This window comes from Trichlorobacter thiogenes (genome assembly GCF_900167465.1).
Taxonomy (GTDB): domain Bacteria; phylum Desulfobacterota; class Desulfuromonadia; order Geobacterales; family Pseudopelobacteraceae; genus Trichlorobacter; species Trichlorobacter thiogenes.
This window is the reverse complement of the sequence record NZ_FUWR01000003.1, coordinates 156,263-175,888: the sequence shown is the minus strand read 5'-3', so window position 1 is coordinate 175,888 and position 19,626 is coordinate 156,263. Positions and strand designations below refer to the sequence as shown.

Annotated in this window: 15 protein-coding genes; 5 read left to right on the top strand and 10 right to left on the bottom strand. The window is 55.7% G+C overall.

Translation table 11 applies throughout. From position 1 onward, the window contains the following. Positions 1-19 precede the first annotated feature (19 nt). The 4 genes from B5D39_RS05025 to B5D39_RS05010 are packed head-to-tail and all read right to left on the bottom strand — an operon-like array spanning position 20 to position 3,902. A complete protein-coding gene (locus tag B5D39_RS05025; protein WP_078789306.1) occupies positions 20-1,090 on the bottom strand; it encodes a hybrid sensor histidine kinase/response regulator in 1,071 nt (356 codons plus the stop codon). Positions 1,091-1,092: 2 nt separating this feature from the next. Continuing rightward, on the bottom strand, positions 1,093-1,809 hold the full coding sequence (gene ispD, locus B5D39_RS05020) for a 2-C-methyl-D-erythritol 4-phosphate cytidylyltransferase (protein WP_078789305.1): 717 nt from the start codon (positions 1,807-1,809) through the stop codon (positions 1,093-1,095). Beyond that, positions 1,806-3,212: an L-seryl-tRNA(Sec) selenium transferase gene (selA, locus tag B5D39_RS05015; RefSeq protein WP_078789304.1), complete on the bottom strand. Its 1,407-nt coding sequence runs from the start codon at positions 3,210-3,212 to the stop codon at positions 1,806-1,808. Before selA ends, ispD begins: the two co-directional genes overlap by 4 nt. A 9-nt stretch (positions 3,213-3,221) precedes the next feature. After that, a complete protein-coding gene (locus B5D39_RS05010; RefSeq protein WP_078789303.1) occupies positions 3,222-3,902 on the bottom strand; it encodes a GntR family transcriptional regulator in 681 nt (226 codons plus the stop codon). 195 nt (positions 3,903-4,097) lie between these two features. On the opposite strand from B5D39_RS05010, the gene B5D39_RS05005 reads away from it, so the two are divergent. The 4 genes from B5D39_RS05005 to B5D39_RS04990 are packed head-to-tail and all read left to right on the top strand — an operon-like array spanning position 4,098 to position 9,552. Beyond that, entirely contained in the window at positions 4,098-5,150 is a 1,053-nt protein-coding gene (locus B5D39_RS05005; RefSeq protein WP_078789302.1) for a potassium channel family protein, read from the top strand. Further along, the gene (locus B5D39_RS05000; RefSeq protein ID WP_078789301.1) at positions 5,143-5,910 is read left to right on the top strand and encodes a sugar phosphate isomerase/epimerase family protein; all 768 of its coding nucleotides are present in this window, start codon (positions 5,143-5,145) and stop codon (positions 5,908-5,910) included. The genes B5D39_RS05005 and B5D39_RS05000 overlap by 8 nt, the downstream gene beginning before the upstream one ends. An 8-nt stretch (positions 5,911-5,918) precedes the next feature. Next, positions 5,919-6,905: a UDP-glucose 4-epimerase GalE gene (gene galE / locus B5D39_RS04995; RefSeq protein ID WP_078789300.1), complete on the top strand. Its 987-nt coding sequence runs from the start codon at positions 5,919-5,921 to the stop codon at positions 6,903-6,905. 4 nt (positions 6,906-6,909) lie between these two features. Next, positions 6,910-9,552 (top strand): CBS domain-containing protein, encoded by a 2,643-nt coding sequence (locus B5D39_RS04990; protein WP_078789299.1) that lies wholly within the window; start codon positions 6,910-6,912, stop codon positions 9,550-9,552. A gap of 57 nt (positions 9,553-9,609) precedes the next feature. Here the strand turns inward: B5D39_RS04990 and B5D39_RS04985 are convergent, their stop codons facing one another. The 6 genes from B5D39_RS04985 to B5D39_RS04960 form a co-directional block, all read right to left on the bottom strand. Beyond that, positions 9,610-10,797, bottom strand: coding sequence for an MFS transporter (locus B5D39_RS04985; RefSeq protein WP_078789298.1), 1,188 nt, complete (start codon positions 10,795-10,797; stop codon positions 9,610-9,612). A 16-nt stretch (positions 10,798-10,813) separates the two neighbouring features. Next, positions 10,814-12,016, bottom strand: coding sequence for a bifunctional 3,4-dihydroxy-2-butanone-4-phosphate synthase/GTP cyclohydrolase II (locus tag B5D39_RS04980; RefSeq protein WP_078789297.1), 1,203 nt, complete (start codon positions 12,014-12,016; stop codon positions 10,814-10,816). Between the two features lie 331 nt (positions 12,017-12,347). Next, positions 12,348-14,054: an FG-GAP repeat domain-containing protein gene (locus B5D39_RS04975; RefSeq protein WP_078789296.1), complete on the bottom strand. Its 1,707-nt coding sequence runs from the start codon at positions 14,052-14,054 to the stop codon at positions 12,348-12,350. Between the two features lie 127 nt (positions 14,055-14,181). Then, positions 14,182-15,321, bottom strand: coding sequence for a TonB-dependent receptor (locus tag B5D39_RS04970; RefSeq protein ID WP_078789295.1), 1,140 nt, complete (start codon positions 15,319-15,321; stop codon positions 14,182-14,184). Positions 15,322-15,803: 482 nt separating this feature from the next. After that, the gene (locus B5D39_RS04965; protein WP_078789294.1) at positions 15,804-17,339 is read right to left on the bottom strand and encodes an FAD-dependent oxidoreductase; all 1,536 of its coding nucleotides are present in this window, start codon (positions 17,337-17,339) and stop codon (positions 15,804-15,806) included. A gap of 72 nt (positions 17,340-17,411) precedes the next feature. Beyond that, positions 17,412-17,777, bottom strand: a complete 366-nt coding sequence (locus B5D39_RS04960) for a cytochrome c3 family protein (RefSeq protein ID WP_078789293.1) — start codon at positions 17,775-17,777, stop codon at positions 17,412-17,414. 213 nt (positions 17,778-17,990) lie between these two features. Here B5D39_RS04960 and B5D39_RS04955 point away from each other — a divergent pair, with 213 nt between their 5' ends. Then, positions 17,991-19,625: a sigma-54-dependent Fis family transcriptional regulator gene (locus B5D39_RS04955; RefSeq protein WP_078789292.1), complete on the top strand. Its 1,635-nt coding sequence runs from the start codon at positions 17,991-17,993 to the stop codon at positions 19,623-19,625. The last annotated feature ends 1 nt before the right edge of the window (position 19,626 follow it).

Below are 19,626 nucleotides of genomic sequence, written 5' to 3'. Positions count from 1 at the left end.
GTAATTCTCCGTTGTTGTGTTATGGAAGTGGCAGGGTAATGGTGAATTCACTGCCAACGCCTTCCCGGCTGTCAGCAGTGATAGTGCCGTCGTGTGCCTCGGTTACCATCTTGCAGAATGCCAGCCCCAGGCCGCTGCCGCCACTGCCCCGTCCTGCCTGATTACGAGCCTGGACAAAGCGGTCAAAGATGATAGGTAGCTCAACCGTTGCAATGCCGTTACCGGTGTCTGCGACGCTGAGCATAATTGCTACGTTAGAATCAACCGACACACCGCAGTAGCAACGCACACTGATTTCTCCGCCGCAGGGGGTAAACTTTACCGCATTGGCGAGTAGGTTGGCAATCACCCGAGAAAACTTGTTTTTGTCCAGATCCAGCAGCGGCAGATCTTCTTCCAGTTGGAGATGTAACTGTATCTGGGCATGTTTGATCATACCGCGGAATCCTGCAACTACCTGCTGCGCCAGCTCTGACAGGTTGACCGGCGCCTTGTGAAAGACCAGTTTACCCGCCTCAAGCCGGTGAATGTCCAGCAGGTTGTCAATCATAGCAACCACTTCATTGCAGCTTTCAATGGCTGAAAGCAGGTAGCTGCCCTGCTCACGGTTAAGTGGGCCAAGCCGTTTTTCCCTGACCAGATCAATTGAACCGATGGCTGCAGTAAGCGGATTTTTCAGGTCATGGGAAAGCATGGAGATGAAATCCCGTTTTTCCCGTTCAAGTGATTTGATCGCCAGGCAGCGCTCAATGCTTTTAACCAGCCGCTCAACACTGAAAGGGGCCATCAGGCAATCCAGGGCGCCTTGCTTGTGGCAATCCAGATAGCGCTCCTGCTCATTGGCATCCAGCAGGGCAATGACTGCCGGATCATTGCCTGATTCCTGCAGGTGCTCCAATGAGGGCAGGCAGTGCTGATGGGGCGGAGAGCCAAGTAGAATTGCATCCAAGCGCTGTTGCTTGATGATGATGCGGGCTTCTTCGCAGGTGGCAGCCTGATGCAGCTGATAGGGGGCTGTTGCAAGGAGCTGGAATGCCTGTTGGGCTGCGGTGGTGCCGTTTGAAACGATGAGAATCTGTTTCGTACCCATGTTTATGGTTGACCTCCGCCTTGTTGACTCAGAAAGGCCTCGGCAAGCACCAGGTCTTCCGGTGTGGTAATCTTGATGTTGCGGTAGCTGCCGGTAATGATCTTGACCGGTTCATTGCTACGCTCAAACAGTGAGCAATCATCGGTACCGACAAAGTTATCCTGCACTGCTTGCTGGTGGGCTTGCAGAATCTGCCCATACCTGAAGCTCTGGGGCGTCTGGGCCTGCCAGAGGGTGGAGCGTTCCGGTGTGGAGATAACAACACCATCCCGCACCACCTTGATGGTGTCTTTGCTTTGAACCGCAACCAGGGCGCCAACCCCACTGCCGGCCAGATCAATGGACTGCTGCAGGATACCTTCATCAATAAAAGGCCTCACACCATCATGGATCAGGATGATGTCTTCAGCCGCTGCAAGATTTTGCAAGGCACGCAGTCCATTCATAACCGAATGTTGGCGTTCAGAACCACCGGGAACAACATCCAATACCTTTGTTAGCTGATATTTTTCGACAACTTCACGACGGCAGTAGGGGATCTCGTCTTCCGGGATGACCAGTATGATGCCGCTGATCAGCGGACTGTCCTGGAAGACCTGCAGGGTGCGGGCAACAATCGGTTTGCCCCCCAGCTGCAGGTACTGCTTGTTCATGGAGGCCCCCATCCGCTTTCCCATTCCTGCAGCAGGTATCAGGGCAAAGGCACGTGGTTTACTCATGGAGTCACCTCAAGGGCCTGGACAAGGGCCGAAGCCAGTAGTGGAATCTCGGCGTCGGTCAGGGTGCGCACATCCAGGAGGAAACAGTCTTTCTGGAGACGCCCCACAACAGGAGGCGTCGTGCTGCGCAGCAGTTCTTCCAGGCGCTTTGGCGGCACACCGTTAACGGTTACCTCTATCAAACGGCTGGGAAGCTGCAGAAGAGGGTAGGTGCCCCCGCCCGGACTTGAGAAGCCATCCTGCAGAGTCAGGGTAAACTGTGGGGGCAGGAGGGCGCGTAAGCGCCGCAGCATCCGGCGTGCCTGGCTGGAGATCGTGTCCAGCGGCATGGTCAGCATCCGCAGGGTCGGTATTTCAGTCAGCGCCACCCGCTCGTCACGGTAGAGACGTAAGGTCGCCTCAAGTGTCGCAAGAGTCAGCTTGTCAATGCGTAATGCCCGTAACAGCTGGTGTCGTTTCATCTTCTCAACCAGATCACGACGTCCTGCAATCAGCCCGGCCTGGGGGCCGCCCAGCAGCTTATCGCCGCTGAAGGTAACGACGTCGGCTCCGGCCTGCAGATGATGCTGGACAGTGGCTTCGCCACAGATACCAAACGGTGCAAGATCAATCAGGCATCCGCTTCCGGCATCAACCATAGTGGGGATGCTTGCTTCCTGGCCGATCCGTACCATGGTTTCAGTATTGACCTCTGCCGTGAAGCCGACCACCGCAAAGTTGCTGGTGTGGACCTTTAGTAACAGGGCGGTCTGTTCGGTGATCGCCCCGATGTAATCACGGGGGTGGGTCCGGTTGGTGGTGCCCACCTCTACCAGCGTTGCACCGCTTTGACGCATGACATCAGGGATCCTGAAGGAACCACCAATCTCGACCAGCTCACCGCGGGAGACAATTACTTCCTGGCCTTCTGCCAGGCTGGAGAGGGCCAGCATGACTGCGGCGGCGTTGTTATTCACCACCAGGGCCGCCTCGGCACCGGTCAGTTCGCAGATCAGATTTTCCACATGGCTGTAACGCTCGCCACGTTCTCCCTGTTCCAGATCAAATTCAAGATTGCTGTAGCCCCAGGCGGTATCGCGCAGTGCTGCTTCTGCTGCATGGGCCAGGGGCGATCGTCCCAGATTGGTATGTATCACCACGCCACTGCCGTTAATTACCCGCCGCAGGCTGGGGGTCTCGGCAATACGGATCTGGTTGCGTACCAGATGGCTGATGGAGGTGGGGGTGAGATCGGTTGCAGGGTTGGAAGAAAGTGCCGTGCGTAGCTGATCAAGTACGTTGCGGACCGCATTTTTCAGGCCGACATGGCTGGTAAGCGACCGCAGTGAGGTGATCTCGGGCCAGGACAGTACCTTGTCCATTTTGGGGAGTTTACGTCTGGTATCCTGTGGTAGTCCGCTCATGGCAGCCCCCTAGAGATCCATTGCCTCGCCTGGCTGGCAGGCGGTTTCGTCCAGCAGTACCTTGCCGCCGTACTCTGCATTTTTACGTACCAGCAGTTCGGCAGCTTCGCAGTTTCGTTCGCGGAAGGCGGTAATAATCTTGGTGTGCTCCTGCACTGAAACCGCCATCCGGCCCGGTTGTGAAAGGGACATCAGGCGCAGCCGCTGAAAACGGGTCACCAGCAGGTTGATCATCTCCCGTAGTTTATCGTTGTCAGCCGCCTTAATGAAAAGATCGTGGAAATCGTTGTGGACCTTGAAGAACTGTTTGATATCGGAATGTTCGCACAGTTCTGACAGACGTTCATTGATGGTGTGGAGCCGGTCGATCTCTTTGGTGCTCAGCTTGCTGCAGGCCAGCCGGGCAGCATACCCTTCCAGGATGCTTTTAATGGCGTAAAATTCTTCTACATCCTTCTGGGTAAAGGCGCTCACCACCGCTCCCTTGCGCGGGATCACGGTAAGATAGCCTTCTGACTCAAGCTGTCGGAATGCCTCCCGGATAGGGGTGCGGCTGATGCCGAATCGCTCGGCAAGATCCGGTTCTGATACGCGGCTACCTGATTTTATGGTGCCGGAGATGATGGCGTCTCGGATGGTTTCAAGAATCTTTTCCCGCAGAGTCAAGTGTTTTTCTTTTAATCTTTTCATGGTGTCCGGTGGCAGCTCCCAAAGATAGTGGTATTATTGTATACAGTATGCACTGTTTGTCAATTGAATCGATTTCATTTTCATGAGTTCTGCCTGTAAAGCTGGTTTGTTATGGCACTGAATGCACCAAAGTCGCTTGAATTTTACTAGTTCAGGTAGTAGGGTGCAGCATCTGAATCAGATAGAGGTTTGTGCATGGATCCGGTCCGACGGCTTAAAATATCGATTGGCATATTGTTGCTGCTGCTGACCATGGGGACCAGCGGGTATATGGTCATTGAGGGCTGGAGCCTTCTGGACGCTCTCTATATGACGGTGATAACGCTGGCCACCATCGGATTTAAAGAGGTCCATGATCTGACTGATCAGGGCAAACTTTTTACTATGGTCCTGATTGTATTCGGGGTTAGCACCCTGGGCTACCTGGTCAGCAGTATGGCCCAGTTGATGTTTGAAGGGCAGATTCAGCGGATCATCGGGAGGAAAAAGGTGGAAAAAAGGATAGACGCCCTCAAGGATCATTACATCATCTGCGGTTTTGGCCGGATCGGCTCCATGATCTGTCGCGAGCTGGCAGCCAATGATGTCCCGTTTGTGATTGTAGAGCGCAATACCGATGTGGTGGAGCGGATTGAAGATAATCGTTACCTCTGGATGAAGGGGGATGCCACCCTTGATGAAACCCTGATCCGGGCCGGTATTCAGCGGGCAACCGGTCTGGTCTCGGTGGTTACCTCGGATTCTGAGAACGTTTATATTACCTTGACCGCCCGGGGGTTGAATCCGGATTTGCATATTCTGGCCCGTTCCGGTGAAGAAGGAACTGAGTTAAAGCTGAAGCGGGCCGGGGCCAACAAGGTGGTTTCTCCCTATGCCATTGGCGGTATGCGGATGGCCCAGTCAATCCTGCGTCCCAACGTGGTTGATTTTATCGAGATTGCCACTGCCAGTGAACACCTTGATCTGCAGATGGAAGAGATCAGTATCCCCCATGATTCCGAATTTGCCGGTCACACCCTGGTCAGTACCGGCTTTCGCAAAGAGACCGGTGTCATTATTGTCGGCATCAAGAAATCCCATGGTCACATGGTCTTTAACCCTAACCCCCAGGCTGCCATTGACGAGGGGGACACCCTGATTGTGCTGGGGGACCCTGAATCGGTGGATAAACTTGAGGAGCTGGTCAAACGTCGGATAGAACCTGGACATAGCGCCCGCCGTAAACAGGGGGATGCTGCCCATGCCTAGCCTGCTTTGTGCCCATATACCCTGGCCCCGCTTGGCAGAGCATCGCTCATACCTGCTGGAGGAGCTGATCAACCCAGAGCTGTACCTTCCGGCTGATTCTTTGGATACGTTGAATACGGCTGCTCTGCAGACCTTGGCCAATGACCTGGCCAGCCATGGCCTGTCCTGTACCATCCACGCCACCTTTATGGATCTGAATCCCGGCTCGGTTGATCGGGCAGTGCGTGAAACCACCCGCCAACGGGTTGAGCAGACCTTGGATTGCGCGGAAATACTCAAGGCCCGGGTGGTGGTGTTTCATCCCGGTTATAGTCGGCTTTCCTATGGTTCTGCGGTTGATACCTGGGTTGCCAATACGGTTTCCTTCTGGCAACAGCAACTGCCCCGCATCAGGCAGGCCGGTTGCAAGGTGGCCCTGGAAAATATCTTTGAAGAAGAACCCTCAACCCTGGTGCAGGTCCTGAATCAGCTTGATAGAACCCTCTTTGGACACTGTTTTGACAGCGGCCATTTTAATATGTTCTGTACCGTGTCGCTGGAAGAGTGGTTCACTGCCCTGGGCAGTTTTATTATTGAAAGCCATCTGCACGATAATCATGGCGTGGCTGATGAACACCTGCCGGTTGGGGAAGGGGAGATTGACTTCCAGAAGGTAACCGATCTGCTGAAACAGTACGCACCCCAGGCGGTCTGGACCCTTGAGGCCCACAGTCGTGAACGTTTAGAACGATCAATGCAGGCAATCCAACGCTATCTATAGGACAAACTATGTCAGACAAAATTCTGGTAACCGGTGGATGTGGCTATATTGGTAGCCATGTGGTGCGACAGCTTTCTGAGGCAGGCCATCAGGTGGTGGTTTATGACAACCTTTCCACCGGATTTCGTGACGCATTGTTGCATGGTGAAGAGCTGATTCAGGCTGAACTGGCCGATCATGCAACTCTGGAAGCGACTTTTCAAAAGTACCGCTTCAAGACCGTGCTGCATTTTGCCGCCGCCATTGTGGCGCCGGAATCGGTTTCCCTGCCGCTTAAATATTACGGTAACAACACCCGTAATACCCTCGGGTTGTTGGAGACCTGTGTGCGACACGGCGTTGAGCGCTTTGTCTTCTCCAGCACCGCCGCGGTCTATGGTTTTCCTGAAGGGGGCAGTGCCTCGGAAGAGACCCTGCTGGCGCCGATCAACCCCTATGGCACCTCCAAGTTGATGAGCGAATGGATGCTGCGGGACACGGCAGCTGCCCACGGCCTTAAATATGTTGCCCTGCGCTACTTTAACGTTGCCGGGGCTGATCCCCAGGCCAGGATTGGTCAGCGTACGCCTGAAGCTACCCACCTGATCAAGATCGCCTGCCAGACCGCCCTTGGCCAGCGTCAGCAGGCAGCCATCTACGGCACGGACTATCCCACGCCTGACGGCACCGGCATCCGTGACTATATCCATATTGAAGACCTGGCAGCAGCCCACCTGGCGGCCCTTGGCTACCTGGATAAGGGTGGTGAGTCCACTGCCATCAATGTGGGCTATGGCAAAGGCAGTAGCGTGCGGGAAGTGATGGCCATGGTTAAGCAGGTCAGCGGCGTTGACTTCAAGGTGGTTGAAGAAGGCCGCCGTCCCGGTGATCCGGCCTGCCTGATCGCCCAGGCCGAGAAGATCAAACAGCTGACCGATTGGCGTCCACGCTTTAATAGTTTAAAAACTATTGTTGAAGATGCCTGGCGCTGGGAGAGTAAGTTAGCCGGAAAGTGACTCCATGGATCTGGTCATCTCACATCTGAATGCTGACTTCGATTGTCTGGGCTCCCTGGCAGCTGCCGGGCGGCTTTATCCCGGAGCCCTGCTTTCCTTTCCCGGTTCTCAGGAAAAAAATCTGCGCGACTTTTCTGCCCGTCATCCTGATCTGCTCCCTTCGCTTGTTCGTTCCAAAGATATTGATCTCTCCAGCATCACGCGCCTGATTATTGTTGATTGCCAGCAGCCCTCTCGTATTGGTCGTTTTGCAGAACTGCTGGAGCGGCCCGGCCTGACGCTCCATCTCTATGATCACCATCCAGCCACTGTTGACAGTATTACTGCTTCAGACGGCATTGTCCGGCCTGTTGGCGCCACCAGCACCATTATGACAGAGCTGCTGCGTGAGCGGGGGATAGAACCAACCCCTGCAGAAGCAACCCTGTTGCTGCTGGGCATCCATGAAGATACCGGACGGTTGCTGTTCCCCACGACCACGCCGGAGGACTATCGTGCTGCTGCCTGGCTGCTGGAGCGGGGCGCACGGCTGCATCTGGCGGATGAGATCCTGTCGCCGGAATTGACCACGCCGCAGGTGGAGCTGCTGCATGATCTGCTTTCAACCCTGAAGACCAGTGAAGTCAGCGGAGTGCGGATTTCTGTGGCCCATGCCAGTCGCCCCTGGTATGTGGGGGATATTGCCGGTCTGGCCCATATGATGCGGGATATGGAGAACCTGGATCTGCTGGTGCTGGTGGTGGCCATGGCAGACCGGATCTATCTGGTGGCCCGCAGTCGGGTGCCTGAGGTGGATGTGGGGGAGCTGCTGCGTCTCTTTGGTGGCGGCGGCCATGCCTCTGCTGCCTCGGCAACGGTTAAGGGCGAGCCGTTGTCCGTTGTGTTGGAGCGGCTTGAACGGAATCTACTGCTGATAGTGCATCCCCGCAAGACAGTGGGACAGATTATGTCATCACCGGTTCGTAGTTTGCCCGCAGAAACCACGGTGCTGGGTGCCCGGGATCTGCTGGTGCGCTACAACTACAGCGCCATGCCGGTGCTGCAGGGAGAGCAGTTGCTGGGGATCATCACCCGCAAGGTGGCGGAAAAGACCGTCTACCATGGCCTGGGTGATCGTCCGGTAACTGAGGTGATGCACACCGCAGTGATGCATGCCACCCCTGATACCCCGCTGACAACGGTCATGGACCATATGGTGGGTGGTGACCGCCGTTTTGTGCCGGTCTTTGACGGTGACCAGCTGGTGGGGGTGGTGACCCGCACTGACCTGTTGCGTCATCTGCACGGTAGCAGCAGGGATGGTGAGACCCTCTACGATCTGGAACGGCTTTCTCCTGAGCCAAAGCAGCGGGATCTGGCCACCCTGCTCAGAAGACGTCTGCCCGCTGATTCGGTCCAACTGCTGGAACTGTTGGGTAACAGTGGTGATGAACAAGGGGTGGCGGTGCATGCGGTGGGCGGCTTTGTGCGGGATCTGCTGCTGGATCTGCCTAATCTTGATCTTGATATTACGATTGAGGGGGATGGGATCTTTTTTGCCGAGACCTTTGGCGAGCAGCACGGTTGCAGGGTGCGACCCCACCAGGCCTTTGGCACCGCAGTGGTGGTCTTTCCCGATGGCCGCAAGCTGGATGTGGCTAGCACCCGATTGGAATACTATGACTCCCCCGGTGTTTTACCCACGGTGGAGCGGGCCTCCTTGCGTCATGATCTCTACCGCCGCGACTTTACCATCAACACCCTGGCGCTCTGCCTGAACCATGATCGTTTCGGTGTCCTGCTTGATTTCTTTGGCGGCCAGAAAGACCTGCAGGATAAAACGGTGCGGGTGCTGCACAACCTTTCCTTTGTGGAAGATCCGACCCGCGCCTTCAGGGCGATCCGCTTTGAACAGCGGCTGAGTTTTCAGCTTGACCCCCATACCGAAGGTCTGCTGCGTTCTGCGGTCCGGGCCGGACTGGTGGAGCGGGTTGGTGGCAAGCGCTTGATGGGGGAATTGATCCAGATCCTGAAAGAGCAGGAACCAACCCTGGCGGTCAAGCGGATGGCCCAGCTGGGGTTGCTGCCCTGTATTCATACGGGACTGCGGTTTGGACCAGACAGTGAACAACTATTTGCAGAGCTGGAGCGGGTACTGGCCTGGTACCAGCTGCTCTATCTGGAAACGCCGCTGGAACCCTGGACCGTCTGGTTCCTGGCATTGATGGACCGCCTTGATTCTCCTCAGTATCTGGAGGTCTGCCAGCGCTTGATGATGCCTGAACGTCTGATGGAGCGGATCTTTGGTCATCGGCACAAGGCCTTAAAACGGTTACAGCACTTGAGGCAGGCTCTGGGCCGTGGGCAGGAAATCTCTAACAGCCAGCTTTATACCCTGCTGCATGGCATGCCGCTCGAGCTGCTGCTGTACGGTCTTGCCCGCAGTGGTCAGGACGAGTTGCGGCGGTTGGTGTCCCATTACCTGACCAGACTTGCTGAAGTAAAGTCGCTGGTAAGCGGCACAGAATTGCAGGACTTGGGAGTGCCACGGGGGCCTGCCATCCGTACGATGAAAGAGCGACTGCTGTCGGCTCGGCTGGATGGCTTGATCGCGTCAAAGGATGAGGAGTTAGAATTGGCACGGCAGCTGATTGTGGAGCAATTGTAGGGGAAGGTCAGTTACCGGTGATTGGCCGTAAGGTCTGGAACCGTGCGAATTCAGGCGTTAGACTCGCGCAGTCGCCAGTTTTCGCATCGGCTTATTCAGGATAAACCCGGCAACAGTGCAGAGTCCGATCAGGCCGATGGCGATAAACACCCCCTGCAGCCCTGCTGAACTCTGTAATAGTGACCCCACCAGTGGACCCGCTACAAATCCCAGGTTTAAAAAGGCATGGAAGGTGCCGATCGAGGTCCCCATCCCCAGCCGTTGCCCCTCTTCAGCCAGCAGGGCACTGGTGGCCGGCTGTGAAAGGGCGCTGAAGGCGCCGATCCCCAGTGTGACACCGAGCATCTGCATGAAGTCGGCTGCAACGGGCAGCAGCATATAGAGTAAGGGTACCATCGTGCCGCCGCAGATCACCAGCAGTCTGCGGGGAACCCGGTCGGCTATCCGGCCTGCCGGGCGCAGCAGTAACGTCATGATCAGGGTGGCCGAGGCCATGATGATCCCCACCTGTACCCCGCTCATCCCCAGTTTTGATGAAAGCAGGATCGGCAGAAATGTCCCGCAGGCCGTGATACCGCAGGCCCTGCCGAAGATGAACAGCAGCAGCCCCTGCAGCGTGCCGCTCTGGCGGTACAGGGCACTGATTCCAGGCTGTACAGGAATCTCTGCTGAAGCCTGAGATGGTCTCAACTGTCGCGGGATTATGGCAAAGGCCAGTCCCAGCGCGGCCATGCTGCAGATGATCAGGACGCTGAATAGCCCTTGAAAGCCTGCCTGATCCATGATGATGCCGCCGATGATCGGGCCGCAGCTGAGTGCGGCGTAGAAAGAGATGTCAAAACTGCCCATGGCCTTGCCCCATTGTTGGCTGCTGGTATGATCAGCAATCAGGGTCTGCACCACCGGGCGGAACATGGCGCAACCGGCACCCTGCAACAGGCGCAGGCAGACCACCACAACCAGGTTGTTGGTCACCAGGTAACTACATGAAACCAGCAGGTACACCAGCAGACTGGTAATAACCAGCTGTCGCCGACCAAAACGGTCTGCCAGCGACCCCATGATCGGGCTGAAGATGATCTTAGACAGCGCATACCCGCCAACCGCTACACCCAGCAGCAGACCCCGGGCCCCGATGCTCTGGCAATAGAGCGGGAAAAAGGCGTCGCTGACACCGAACCCCAGCGAGATCAGGAAGTTGATCAGAAACAATCCTTGGAACAACTGCTGGTTGCGGACGGCCATGACTTCCCCCATCTCTTTAGCAGACAGCCAGCAGGTGCCCGAGTTTTTCCCGTTTCGTCTGCAGGTAGCGGACATTGGTACTCAACGCCTTCATCTCGATCGGTATCCGTTCAACAATAGTCAGGCCATACCCATCCAGCCCAATCATCTTCTTGGGGTTGTTGGTCATCAAACGGATCTTTCTGGCTCCCAACGCCCTCAGCATCTGGGCGCCAATGCCGTAATCACGCTGATCAGCCTTGAATCCCAGTGCCTCGTTGGCCTCAACGGTATCGCAGCCTTGATCTTGCAGTTCATAGGCTTTAAGCTTGTTGATCAGGCCGATCCCTCTGCCTTCCTGCCGCATATACAACAGGATGCCTGAACCCTCCTGCTCGATCTGGTCCATGGCCCGGCTTAGCTGTCCACCGCAGTCACAGCGGATGCTACCGAACACGTCACTGGTCAGGCACTCCGAATGCACCCTGACCAATACCGGCTTATCCGGGTCGATCTCGCCCTTGATCAGTGCGATATGCTCCAGGCCGTCAATATCATTCTCAAAGGCGATCACGCGGAACTGTCCGGCCCAGGTGGGCAGTTTTGCCTCCGCCACCGGCCGCACCAGTGATTCGTGATGCAGGCGATGGGCCACCAGATCAGCCACCGAACAGATTCGGATGCCGTGCCGCAGGGCAAACTCCTTCAACTGCGGCATGCGGGCCATACTGCCGTCATCGTTCATGATCTCGCAGATCACTCCGGCTGGTTTCAGTCCGGCCAGACGGGCTAGATCCACCGAACCTTCGGTCTGACCGGTGCGAACCAGTACCCCGCCGGCCCGTGCACGCAATGGAAAGATATGGCCGGGGCGGGAGAGATTTTCCGGCCCGGTGTTATCTGCAATGGCGGTCAGGATGGTATGGGCCCGGTCAGCTGCCGAGATGCCGGTGGTCACTCCGTGGCGCGCCTCAATGGACACCGTAAAGGCGGTTTGGAATGGTGAATTGTTTTCTGAAACCATTGGCGGCAGATCAAGCTGGTCACAGCGCTCTTCGGTCAGGGTCAGACAGATCAGGCCGCGACCGTACTTGGCCATGAAGTTGATCGCCTCTGGAGTGACATGTTCGGCCGCCATGGTCAGATCGCCTTCGTTCTCTCTGTCTTCATCATCAACCAAAATAACCATTTTACCGTTGCGGATATCCTTGATTGCCTGTTCTATGGAGGATCGTGCCATGGGTCTATGCTCCTTTGGCTGGTACTGAAGAGATCTGCTGTCTGCTGAAAAATTGGGGGAGATTGCTCTCCCCCCCATTGCACCACCTAAGGAGGATGCTCACCTGACGTAAGCGTCCGGTCTTAGTTTTGTAGCTGTTAATTGCACGGTCTGTGCCAGAGTGTAACTATTTGTAATTACTTGTTTGATTTCGTGGCGACGGGTAGGTGTTCCTGTCGTTTTGGAGGTTGGTGTTATCATATTGATAGTGATAATGACAAAAGCCCGGACAGTGCCGGGCCTTTGTGTCCTTCAGATTATTTTGTACGTCATAATGCTGGCATCCTGATGCTCAGGGCGTTCCCAGATCGTACATCCGTACTGAAGCCGTACGTGCAGTCAGCGGATTCATTGACGGGAAAGCCACGACAGTAACCAGTTTTGAATTCTCACCAGCCGTGCCGGGTAGCAGCCTGAAGTCTGCCAGATAGCTTTTTTCCGGAGTCGTATGCCAGGTTTCACGCAGGTCTTTGCCGTTCCAGTGGAATAGTTTCAGCTCTGATTTAACATACATCCTGAGACGGCCCAGGAAGCCAAGTCCGCTATTGGCGCTGACCAGGATGTTGCCCTGGCTGGTCGCCTCAACGCGGGCTTTCAGGTACACCTGGCGAGGTTCTCCACCGGTGGCGGTCTCATCGTTCATCTCAAAGTAGGATTCTGTTCCGCCCACGGTATCTGCGCTACCGGCCAACTGTTCTCCTGATGCTGTAAGGACGGAGAGGTAGCCATCATCATCCAGGTTAGCAACCAGTGTGCGGCCCTGGCTGCTGAAAAGGGCAAAGCCGTACAGGTTGATCCGTTTTGGCAGCGGAAAGGTTTCGGCACGAGTAAGGCTATCTCCGGTGCGTTTTACCCTGAAGACCGGCCCGTTGAATTCGCGCCCCAGGCCGTTGTATTCCTGGGCCAGCAGTACGTTGCCTTCGCCTGGCAGCATCACCGTGCGCAGGTGCCAGGAGATCTTGCTGATTGTGGTCCGGTAGCGGCCGTCACGGAACTCGATGCTGATACCGGCAGGATTGCCGTTGCTGTTCATGGCAGAGACGTACAGTTCGGTGCGGCCGTTTGAGTTCAGATCTGCGGCGTCCAGCGCATAGGCCTGGCTTCCGCCAGCAAGCCGGATTGCACCCAGTGACTGGTAGCCATCAGCGTTCAGGCGGCCGATCTCAATCCGGTCACTGAAGGCGATGGCTGCTTCCTGGCGCCCGTCGCCATCAAAGTCGCCCACAGCAACGCCAATCGGTGTGCCTTTCAGGTTGGCATTGTTCCAGATCGGTTCGCCACCGGCCTGGACTGCGCCTCCTGTTGCCGGGGCTATAACCGGTAGCAGTGGAAGGGCAGGCAATGCTGCAGTCGTCAGCGTTGCATTGCTGGTTGAAGCTGGCGTGCCGGTAACCGGATAGCTGTGGATGAGCTCAAAATCAGGACCCCTGACCTCAAGGGTCTGGCTGGTGAGGATAAAATACAGGGTCGGTGTCATGGTTTCGGCGCGTGCAGGTGTCGTCGGGCGTTTTTGTTGAGCATCGGCATAGTCTTTCCATTGCAGATGGGGCAAGCCTGACTGTAGCTGTCTGGCAAGCTGATGACCCTGGCCGGTGTAGTCCCATACAACGGCAGCCATATCCTGAAAACGCAGGATGCTGTCGCCCCGTTTGATGCTATCAGTCACGGCACCCACCGGTCGACTCTGCGAATAGCCGTTTTTGAGGCGCGTAAGGCGAAGCAGTCCCTTAACCTGTTCCTCGGTTCCGATAATCTTGCCGCTCACCGGATGGGTGATCGCCTTTCCGGGGCCGACAACACTGAACAGGTCGCCTGCCACGACCCCTTGACCGATTCCCAGGTCAATCAGGTAGTCATTCCCGCTGGATTGTACGACATAGCCGGAGATTGGTTTAAAATCACGGGCAACCTGCTCAGGCAGTGGCAGTGCGGCATAACCAAGTGCCGTGCTGAATAGTACGATGATAGATGCGTAAAGTACGCGAAGTGTCTTAAACATTGGTTCCCTCCTTCTGTTGGCTGCACCTGTTTGGCTGGGTACAGCGTAAACCACGTCCCCTCGTGGCCTTGAAACCGTGGAGGTCAGGCCCTGTGTTCATTACAGGGCCTAACCTCTACCGTTTTTCTTAGAACGTCATCTCCCACTTGACGCCGGCAGCATAGATCTGCGGTTCTTTAGCGCCTGTGCGGCTCCGCAGGTCGTTTAGATAGGTGAACTCCGGCACTATCTTGAAGTTTTTGGATACGGCGTACTGCAGGTTGGCAAAGGCAGCCATCCGGTCATCTACTTTGCTTTCTTTGGTGTCATTTGATTCGTATGAAGCACCGGTAAACATTTTGATTTTGTTATTCAGGGTGTAGCCGACCTGCGCCCAGCCGCCATAGGTGTAGGCATTATGGCGGTTAAAGTAGTATGAGCCGGTGGCTGCGCCAGAGTTTGCCATCAGGTTGCCCACGTTCTGGCCGGTGTACAGATTAAATTTCAGCTCAACCGGTGCCAGGTCAACGGTGCCATGGGCAAAGCCGAGATAGGAGTAAATTTCGTCCTTGGAGGTGACAACATCACTGGTGGTTTGAGTAACTTTGTAGAAGTTGAAGGCCATACCACCACCGTACTTCAGTATGCCGGCCTTGCCTTCGTACCCGACTGTGGTCTGGGGCAGATAGGTGTCGTAGTTGGTGTTGGTTGCTGCATACTGGGTGGCGGTCAGGTTAAACGGGGTGTTCTGCCAGGCAGGTCCCGTGTTGGTGGTGAAGTTAGAGGTGCCACCGGTATTGCTTGTCGACTGTTTTTTCAGGGTTAGATAGAGTCCGTTGTTCAGGCTTGCTTTAATCTGTGCATAGCGGCCATCCCAGAGTGAGCCGTAACCGTTAAAGCCGCCATCACTGTCGTAGGTCTGCTCAGAGCGGAAGACATAAGGGCTGGGGGCATAGCCGACCCGTACCTTGCCGCCGCCGAAATCCCACTCACCAAACAACATCCGCAGTTCTACGCCGCCTGCGCGGTTTTTGGGGTTATAGGCACCCATTTCTGCGATACCAGAAAAATCGCCCTCTTTAACCCGCATACCGACAAGGCTGTCTCCTTGCAGGTCGAGGGTAAAATCGGCGTCATGCAACGCGTTCTGGCCGTTGTAGTAGGTGCTTGAGGTCCACCAGGTGCCTACCCGGATTGCTCCGTATGGGGTGACGTCCAATGCCATGGCTGGTACGGACAGGCCAAGTGCTGCTGCGATGATTGATGCGCTGATAATTCGTTTCTTCATGCTGTTGCCTCCTTTGCATCTTCATGGGAATTGCTACATTGCTGTAGCTGATCAATGCCACGATGTTACTTTGCGTTTAAATCAGTCCCTCCTTTCCGTATGCGACGTGCTCTATCTGAACCGGTGGTATCCGGCTTGGTGCCTTCTCTCCTGTTGTTTGGCCATGTGCGTGAACGGCTGAGGCGGAGAGAAGGAGGGGGAATCCCGGCGTCTGCACCCTTCACGCACATGGCACGGGCCGGACATGACCGGTAACGGTTATGTCCCGGCTTACGAGCTATTTGCAGTCGCCGTGCCAGACTGCTTTTGAAAAAATAATCAACAAAAACAGTATGTTGATTTTGTAGTGAGCCTGCTGTTGATTTGTTTTTGATAGGTGGTAACTCATTTTGATAGGGTCTGTTTGGGGTGCATTACATACAAAACCCCGGAGGAATACTGTCCTCCGGGGCTGATGGTGTTGATCAGATATAAGGGGTGTCTTACTGCTTGATATATTTGATAGCGTGCTCTGCTGCAAAACGCCCGGAGTTGATGGCGTAACCTGCAGTTCCGCCACCCAGTAACAGGTCGTAGGAGTCACCATACATACCGCCGGAGTCAGTACCGACAGCGTACAGACCGCTGATCGGCTCGCCCTTGGTGTCAACTACCTGGTTGTCGCGGGTTACCTTCATGCCGCCCAGGGTGCCCAGGTGACGTGGGGTAAGTTTTGTTGCATAGAAGGGACCGGTAGCTACTTTACGCAGGAATTTGGCTGGCTTGCCAAACAGTTCATCTGTACGGCTTTCGGCAGCCTTGTTCATCTGGTCAACGCTGGCCTGCAGCACCTCAGGCTTCATCTTCAACTGTTTTGCCAGTTCTTCAATGGTGTCGGCCTTGAAGACAAAACCACGCTTGCGGGCCAGTTCCTTGTTGAAAGAGTCTTCCCATTTGACCAGTTTGGTGCCGGCCAGCACCCACTCACCCAGCGGCATTTCAATCCCTTGTTCAACGGCTGCCTTGCGGGTTGCATCGTCATAGATGGAGTAGGCCACACCACCAACACGGACCAGTGAGTTGTTTGAGTAAGGCCAGAAGACGATGTTAGACTCATCGGTGTAACGCTCACCGCGGGGAGTGACCCAGAAGTAGGGCTGTACGGCCAGGGCGATCATCTGGTCGGCCGGGTGGAAGCCTGGCAGGCCGGGACGATAGCCTTCAACGGTGTTCATACCCTCAAGGTCGGCACCGGCTGCAGTACCCATTCTGATGCCGTCGCCATCCTTGCCGATGTTACCCACCGCGGTGATGTCGGGATACTCAGGATAGTACTTTTTCATCATCTCCTTGTTGCTTGAGAAGCCGCCGGTGGCCATAACCACTGCCTTGGCGTTGATGCGGATCTTTTCGCCGGACTTGTCCTTGGCCCAGACACCGACAACCTTGTTACCCTCTCTGATCAGATCGGTACCGGGGGTCTGCAGCAGAACCTGGCCACCATGGTCGGTGACATACTTGTTAAAGACGTTGATGACCCGCTCGCAGTGATAATCATGCTTGTTCTTGCCGGAGAGGTAGTCCGGGCCCGGTGCGATGACGTGCCAGGTCAGAGGGCCGCCATGGCCACCGACGCCGACATACTCGATCTTGATCCCCATTGCATCCATCCATTCAATGGTCTCTGCCGAACGATCAACAAAGTGCTTGGCCAGTGCGCCGTTGTTCTTCCAGTGGCCGTAATCCATGATCAGCTTGAAGGCAAAATCTTTGGTGACATTGATGCCGATCCGCTTCTGGACCTTACTTTCAGCAGCAAAGACACCCTCACAGAACAGACCGGTGCCGCCGACCTTGGCCTGCTTTTCAAGCACAATTACCTTGGCCCCCAATTGGGATGCCTGGGTAGCTGCAGCCAGGCCGGAAAGCCCTCCGCCGACAACCGCAATGTCTGCCTCCATAGTCTTTTCGGCATAGGCCGGTAGCGCACATGCCACCAGCAGTGCTGCCGAAGCCATACTACTCAACAGCTTCTTCATATCTTCCTCCTGTGTTGGGTGTAGGTCCCTGAACAGCCGTTGTCAGGGACGTGAAAACTGTCTGCGAACCGGTTATTTAGGTACAAAATCGAAGGTGTGGCACTGTCCACAGACCAGTTCCGATGGTTTGTGGGTGCGGTGGCAATCGGTACAGTTGATCGGCCCCATGTGTGACTCGTGCGGATTGGCGTGCGACTCTTTGTCTGCCGGGTTGATCTTTTTGGGTTTGGTCTTCTGTGCCAGTTTCTCGTAGCTTTCGTGGCACGCGAGGCAGGCCTCGTTGGTAGGACCTGCCTGGGGTGCATCGGTCTTGTGGCAATCAGCGCACTTGAAGCCCATGGTGGCGTGGGGGCCACCAACGGTGAGCGCGTGGACAGCGGATACCGTGGCGGTGAGTAGTGTTAAGACAAAGAGCAGCTTGAATGTGGTTCTGAACATGAGAGTCTACCTCCTGGATTTTTTTAGATGGTGCGATCACCTGCGTGCCCCCGGATAAACGTAAGAAGCGGTGCAGGGATAGTGCACCTGTGGATACCATTGCAGATGGTGTGCCATGCGTATATCTAGCTGTTTTTACGTGAGTTGTATGGTTTGTGGCTTGACTTGTTCTATCGAAATGATAGGCTGTTTACTGAATTGAAAGGGGGGCGTATGCGTGCAGAGGATCTTGATTTACGGGAGTTACTGAGCTTTTCTCCAGCTGGCGGAATAATCCAGTTTATGGGCAAGCGGGCACTGTTATTTGATGCTGTGGCCCTGGGGTTACTCCGTAAAGAATTGATTGATACGCTGGGTCAGAATGCAGCGCGCAGTATCCTGACCCGTTTCGGCTATGCCCACGGCCGTCGGACTGCTGAGGCGCTACGGCATGAGTTTCCAAGCCTGCTGGAGGATAGCCAGACCGGCCCTCGCCTGCATAGTCTGCTGGGATTGGTGGAGGTCATTAACAACAAGCGAACCGATGGCAGTAGCGGTACCCCGTTGGTGGAATCTGATTGGCTTAACTCCTACGAGGCTGAGCAGCATCTGCTTCATCTCGGGCGGTCTGATGAGACGGTCTGCTGGACCCTGACCGGCTTTGCCAGCGGTTTTGTTTCGGCTTGGTCAGGTCGGGAGGTCTACTTTATCGAGACCCATTGCTGCGCCAAGGGGGATGCTATTTGTCATGTGCAGGGACGTTTTAAGGAGCAGTGGGGGCCTGAACTGGACGAGCAGTTGCACTATTACCAGATGGAATCTGCCGACAAGCTGCTGGCAGAACTGACTGAAAAGCTACGAACGGTTGAAAGTAAACTCAGGGCGCGAAAGCGCCAGTTATCCTGCCTGGATGGAGATGGCGGCGAGGAGGAGTGTGCCTGTATCACCGCTCGCAGCCCTGCCATGCGGAAGGCGATTGATATGGCCCGTCGGATTGCCAAGGTAGAGTCAACGGTGGTGATCAGCGGTGAGAGCGGTGCTGGCAAGGAACGGATCGCCCAGTTGATTCATGAAGGATCAGCCCGCATGGGACGGCCCTTTGTGGCGGTCAACTGCGGCGCGGTAACGGAGACCCTGCTGGAAAGTGAGCTGTTTGGCTATGTGCGGGGTGCCTTTACCGGCGCTGCTAAGGATACCATGGGGCTATTTGAGGCGGCCAACGGCGGCACCCTTTTTCTGGATGAAATCGGTGAGATCTCACCGGGGATGCAGGTTAAGTTGCTGCGTGCCTTGCAGGAACGGGAAATCAGGCGGGTTGGCGAAAACAAACCCCGGCAGGTTGATATCAGGGTGGTGGCCGCCACCAACCGTAACCTTGCCGACGAGGTGGCTGCCGGACGGTTCAGGCAGGACCTTTATTACCGTTTGCGCGTAATTGAATTGCGTATCCCGTCGCTGCGGGAACGGCGGGAGGATATTCTGCCCCTTGCCCGGATCTTTCTGGATGAGTCAGCCAAACGTTCAAGGCGTACCATCACAGGGTTTGACGCCCAGGCCGCTGATCAGTTGCTGCGCTACGATTGGCCCGGCAATGTCAGAGAACTTCAAAATGCCATGGAGTATGCAGTGGCGCTCAGTAGCGGTGAGCGAATCCAGGTGGAGGATCTGCCTGAAGAACTACGGATGGCGCTACCCAAGCCTGCCATTACCGGCACGATCATACCGCTGGCTGATCTGGAGCGGGATTATATTCTGGCTGCCATGCATGCCATGGGAGACAACAAGGCCCGTACAGCCACTGCCCTCAATATCGGCATTGCAACCCTGTACCGCAAGCTGAACGAATACGGTAAAGGCGAGGAAGCCTGAT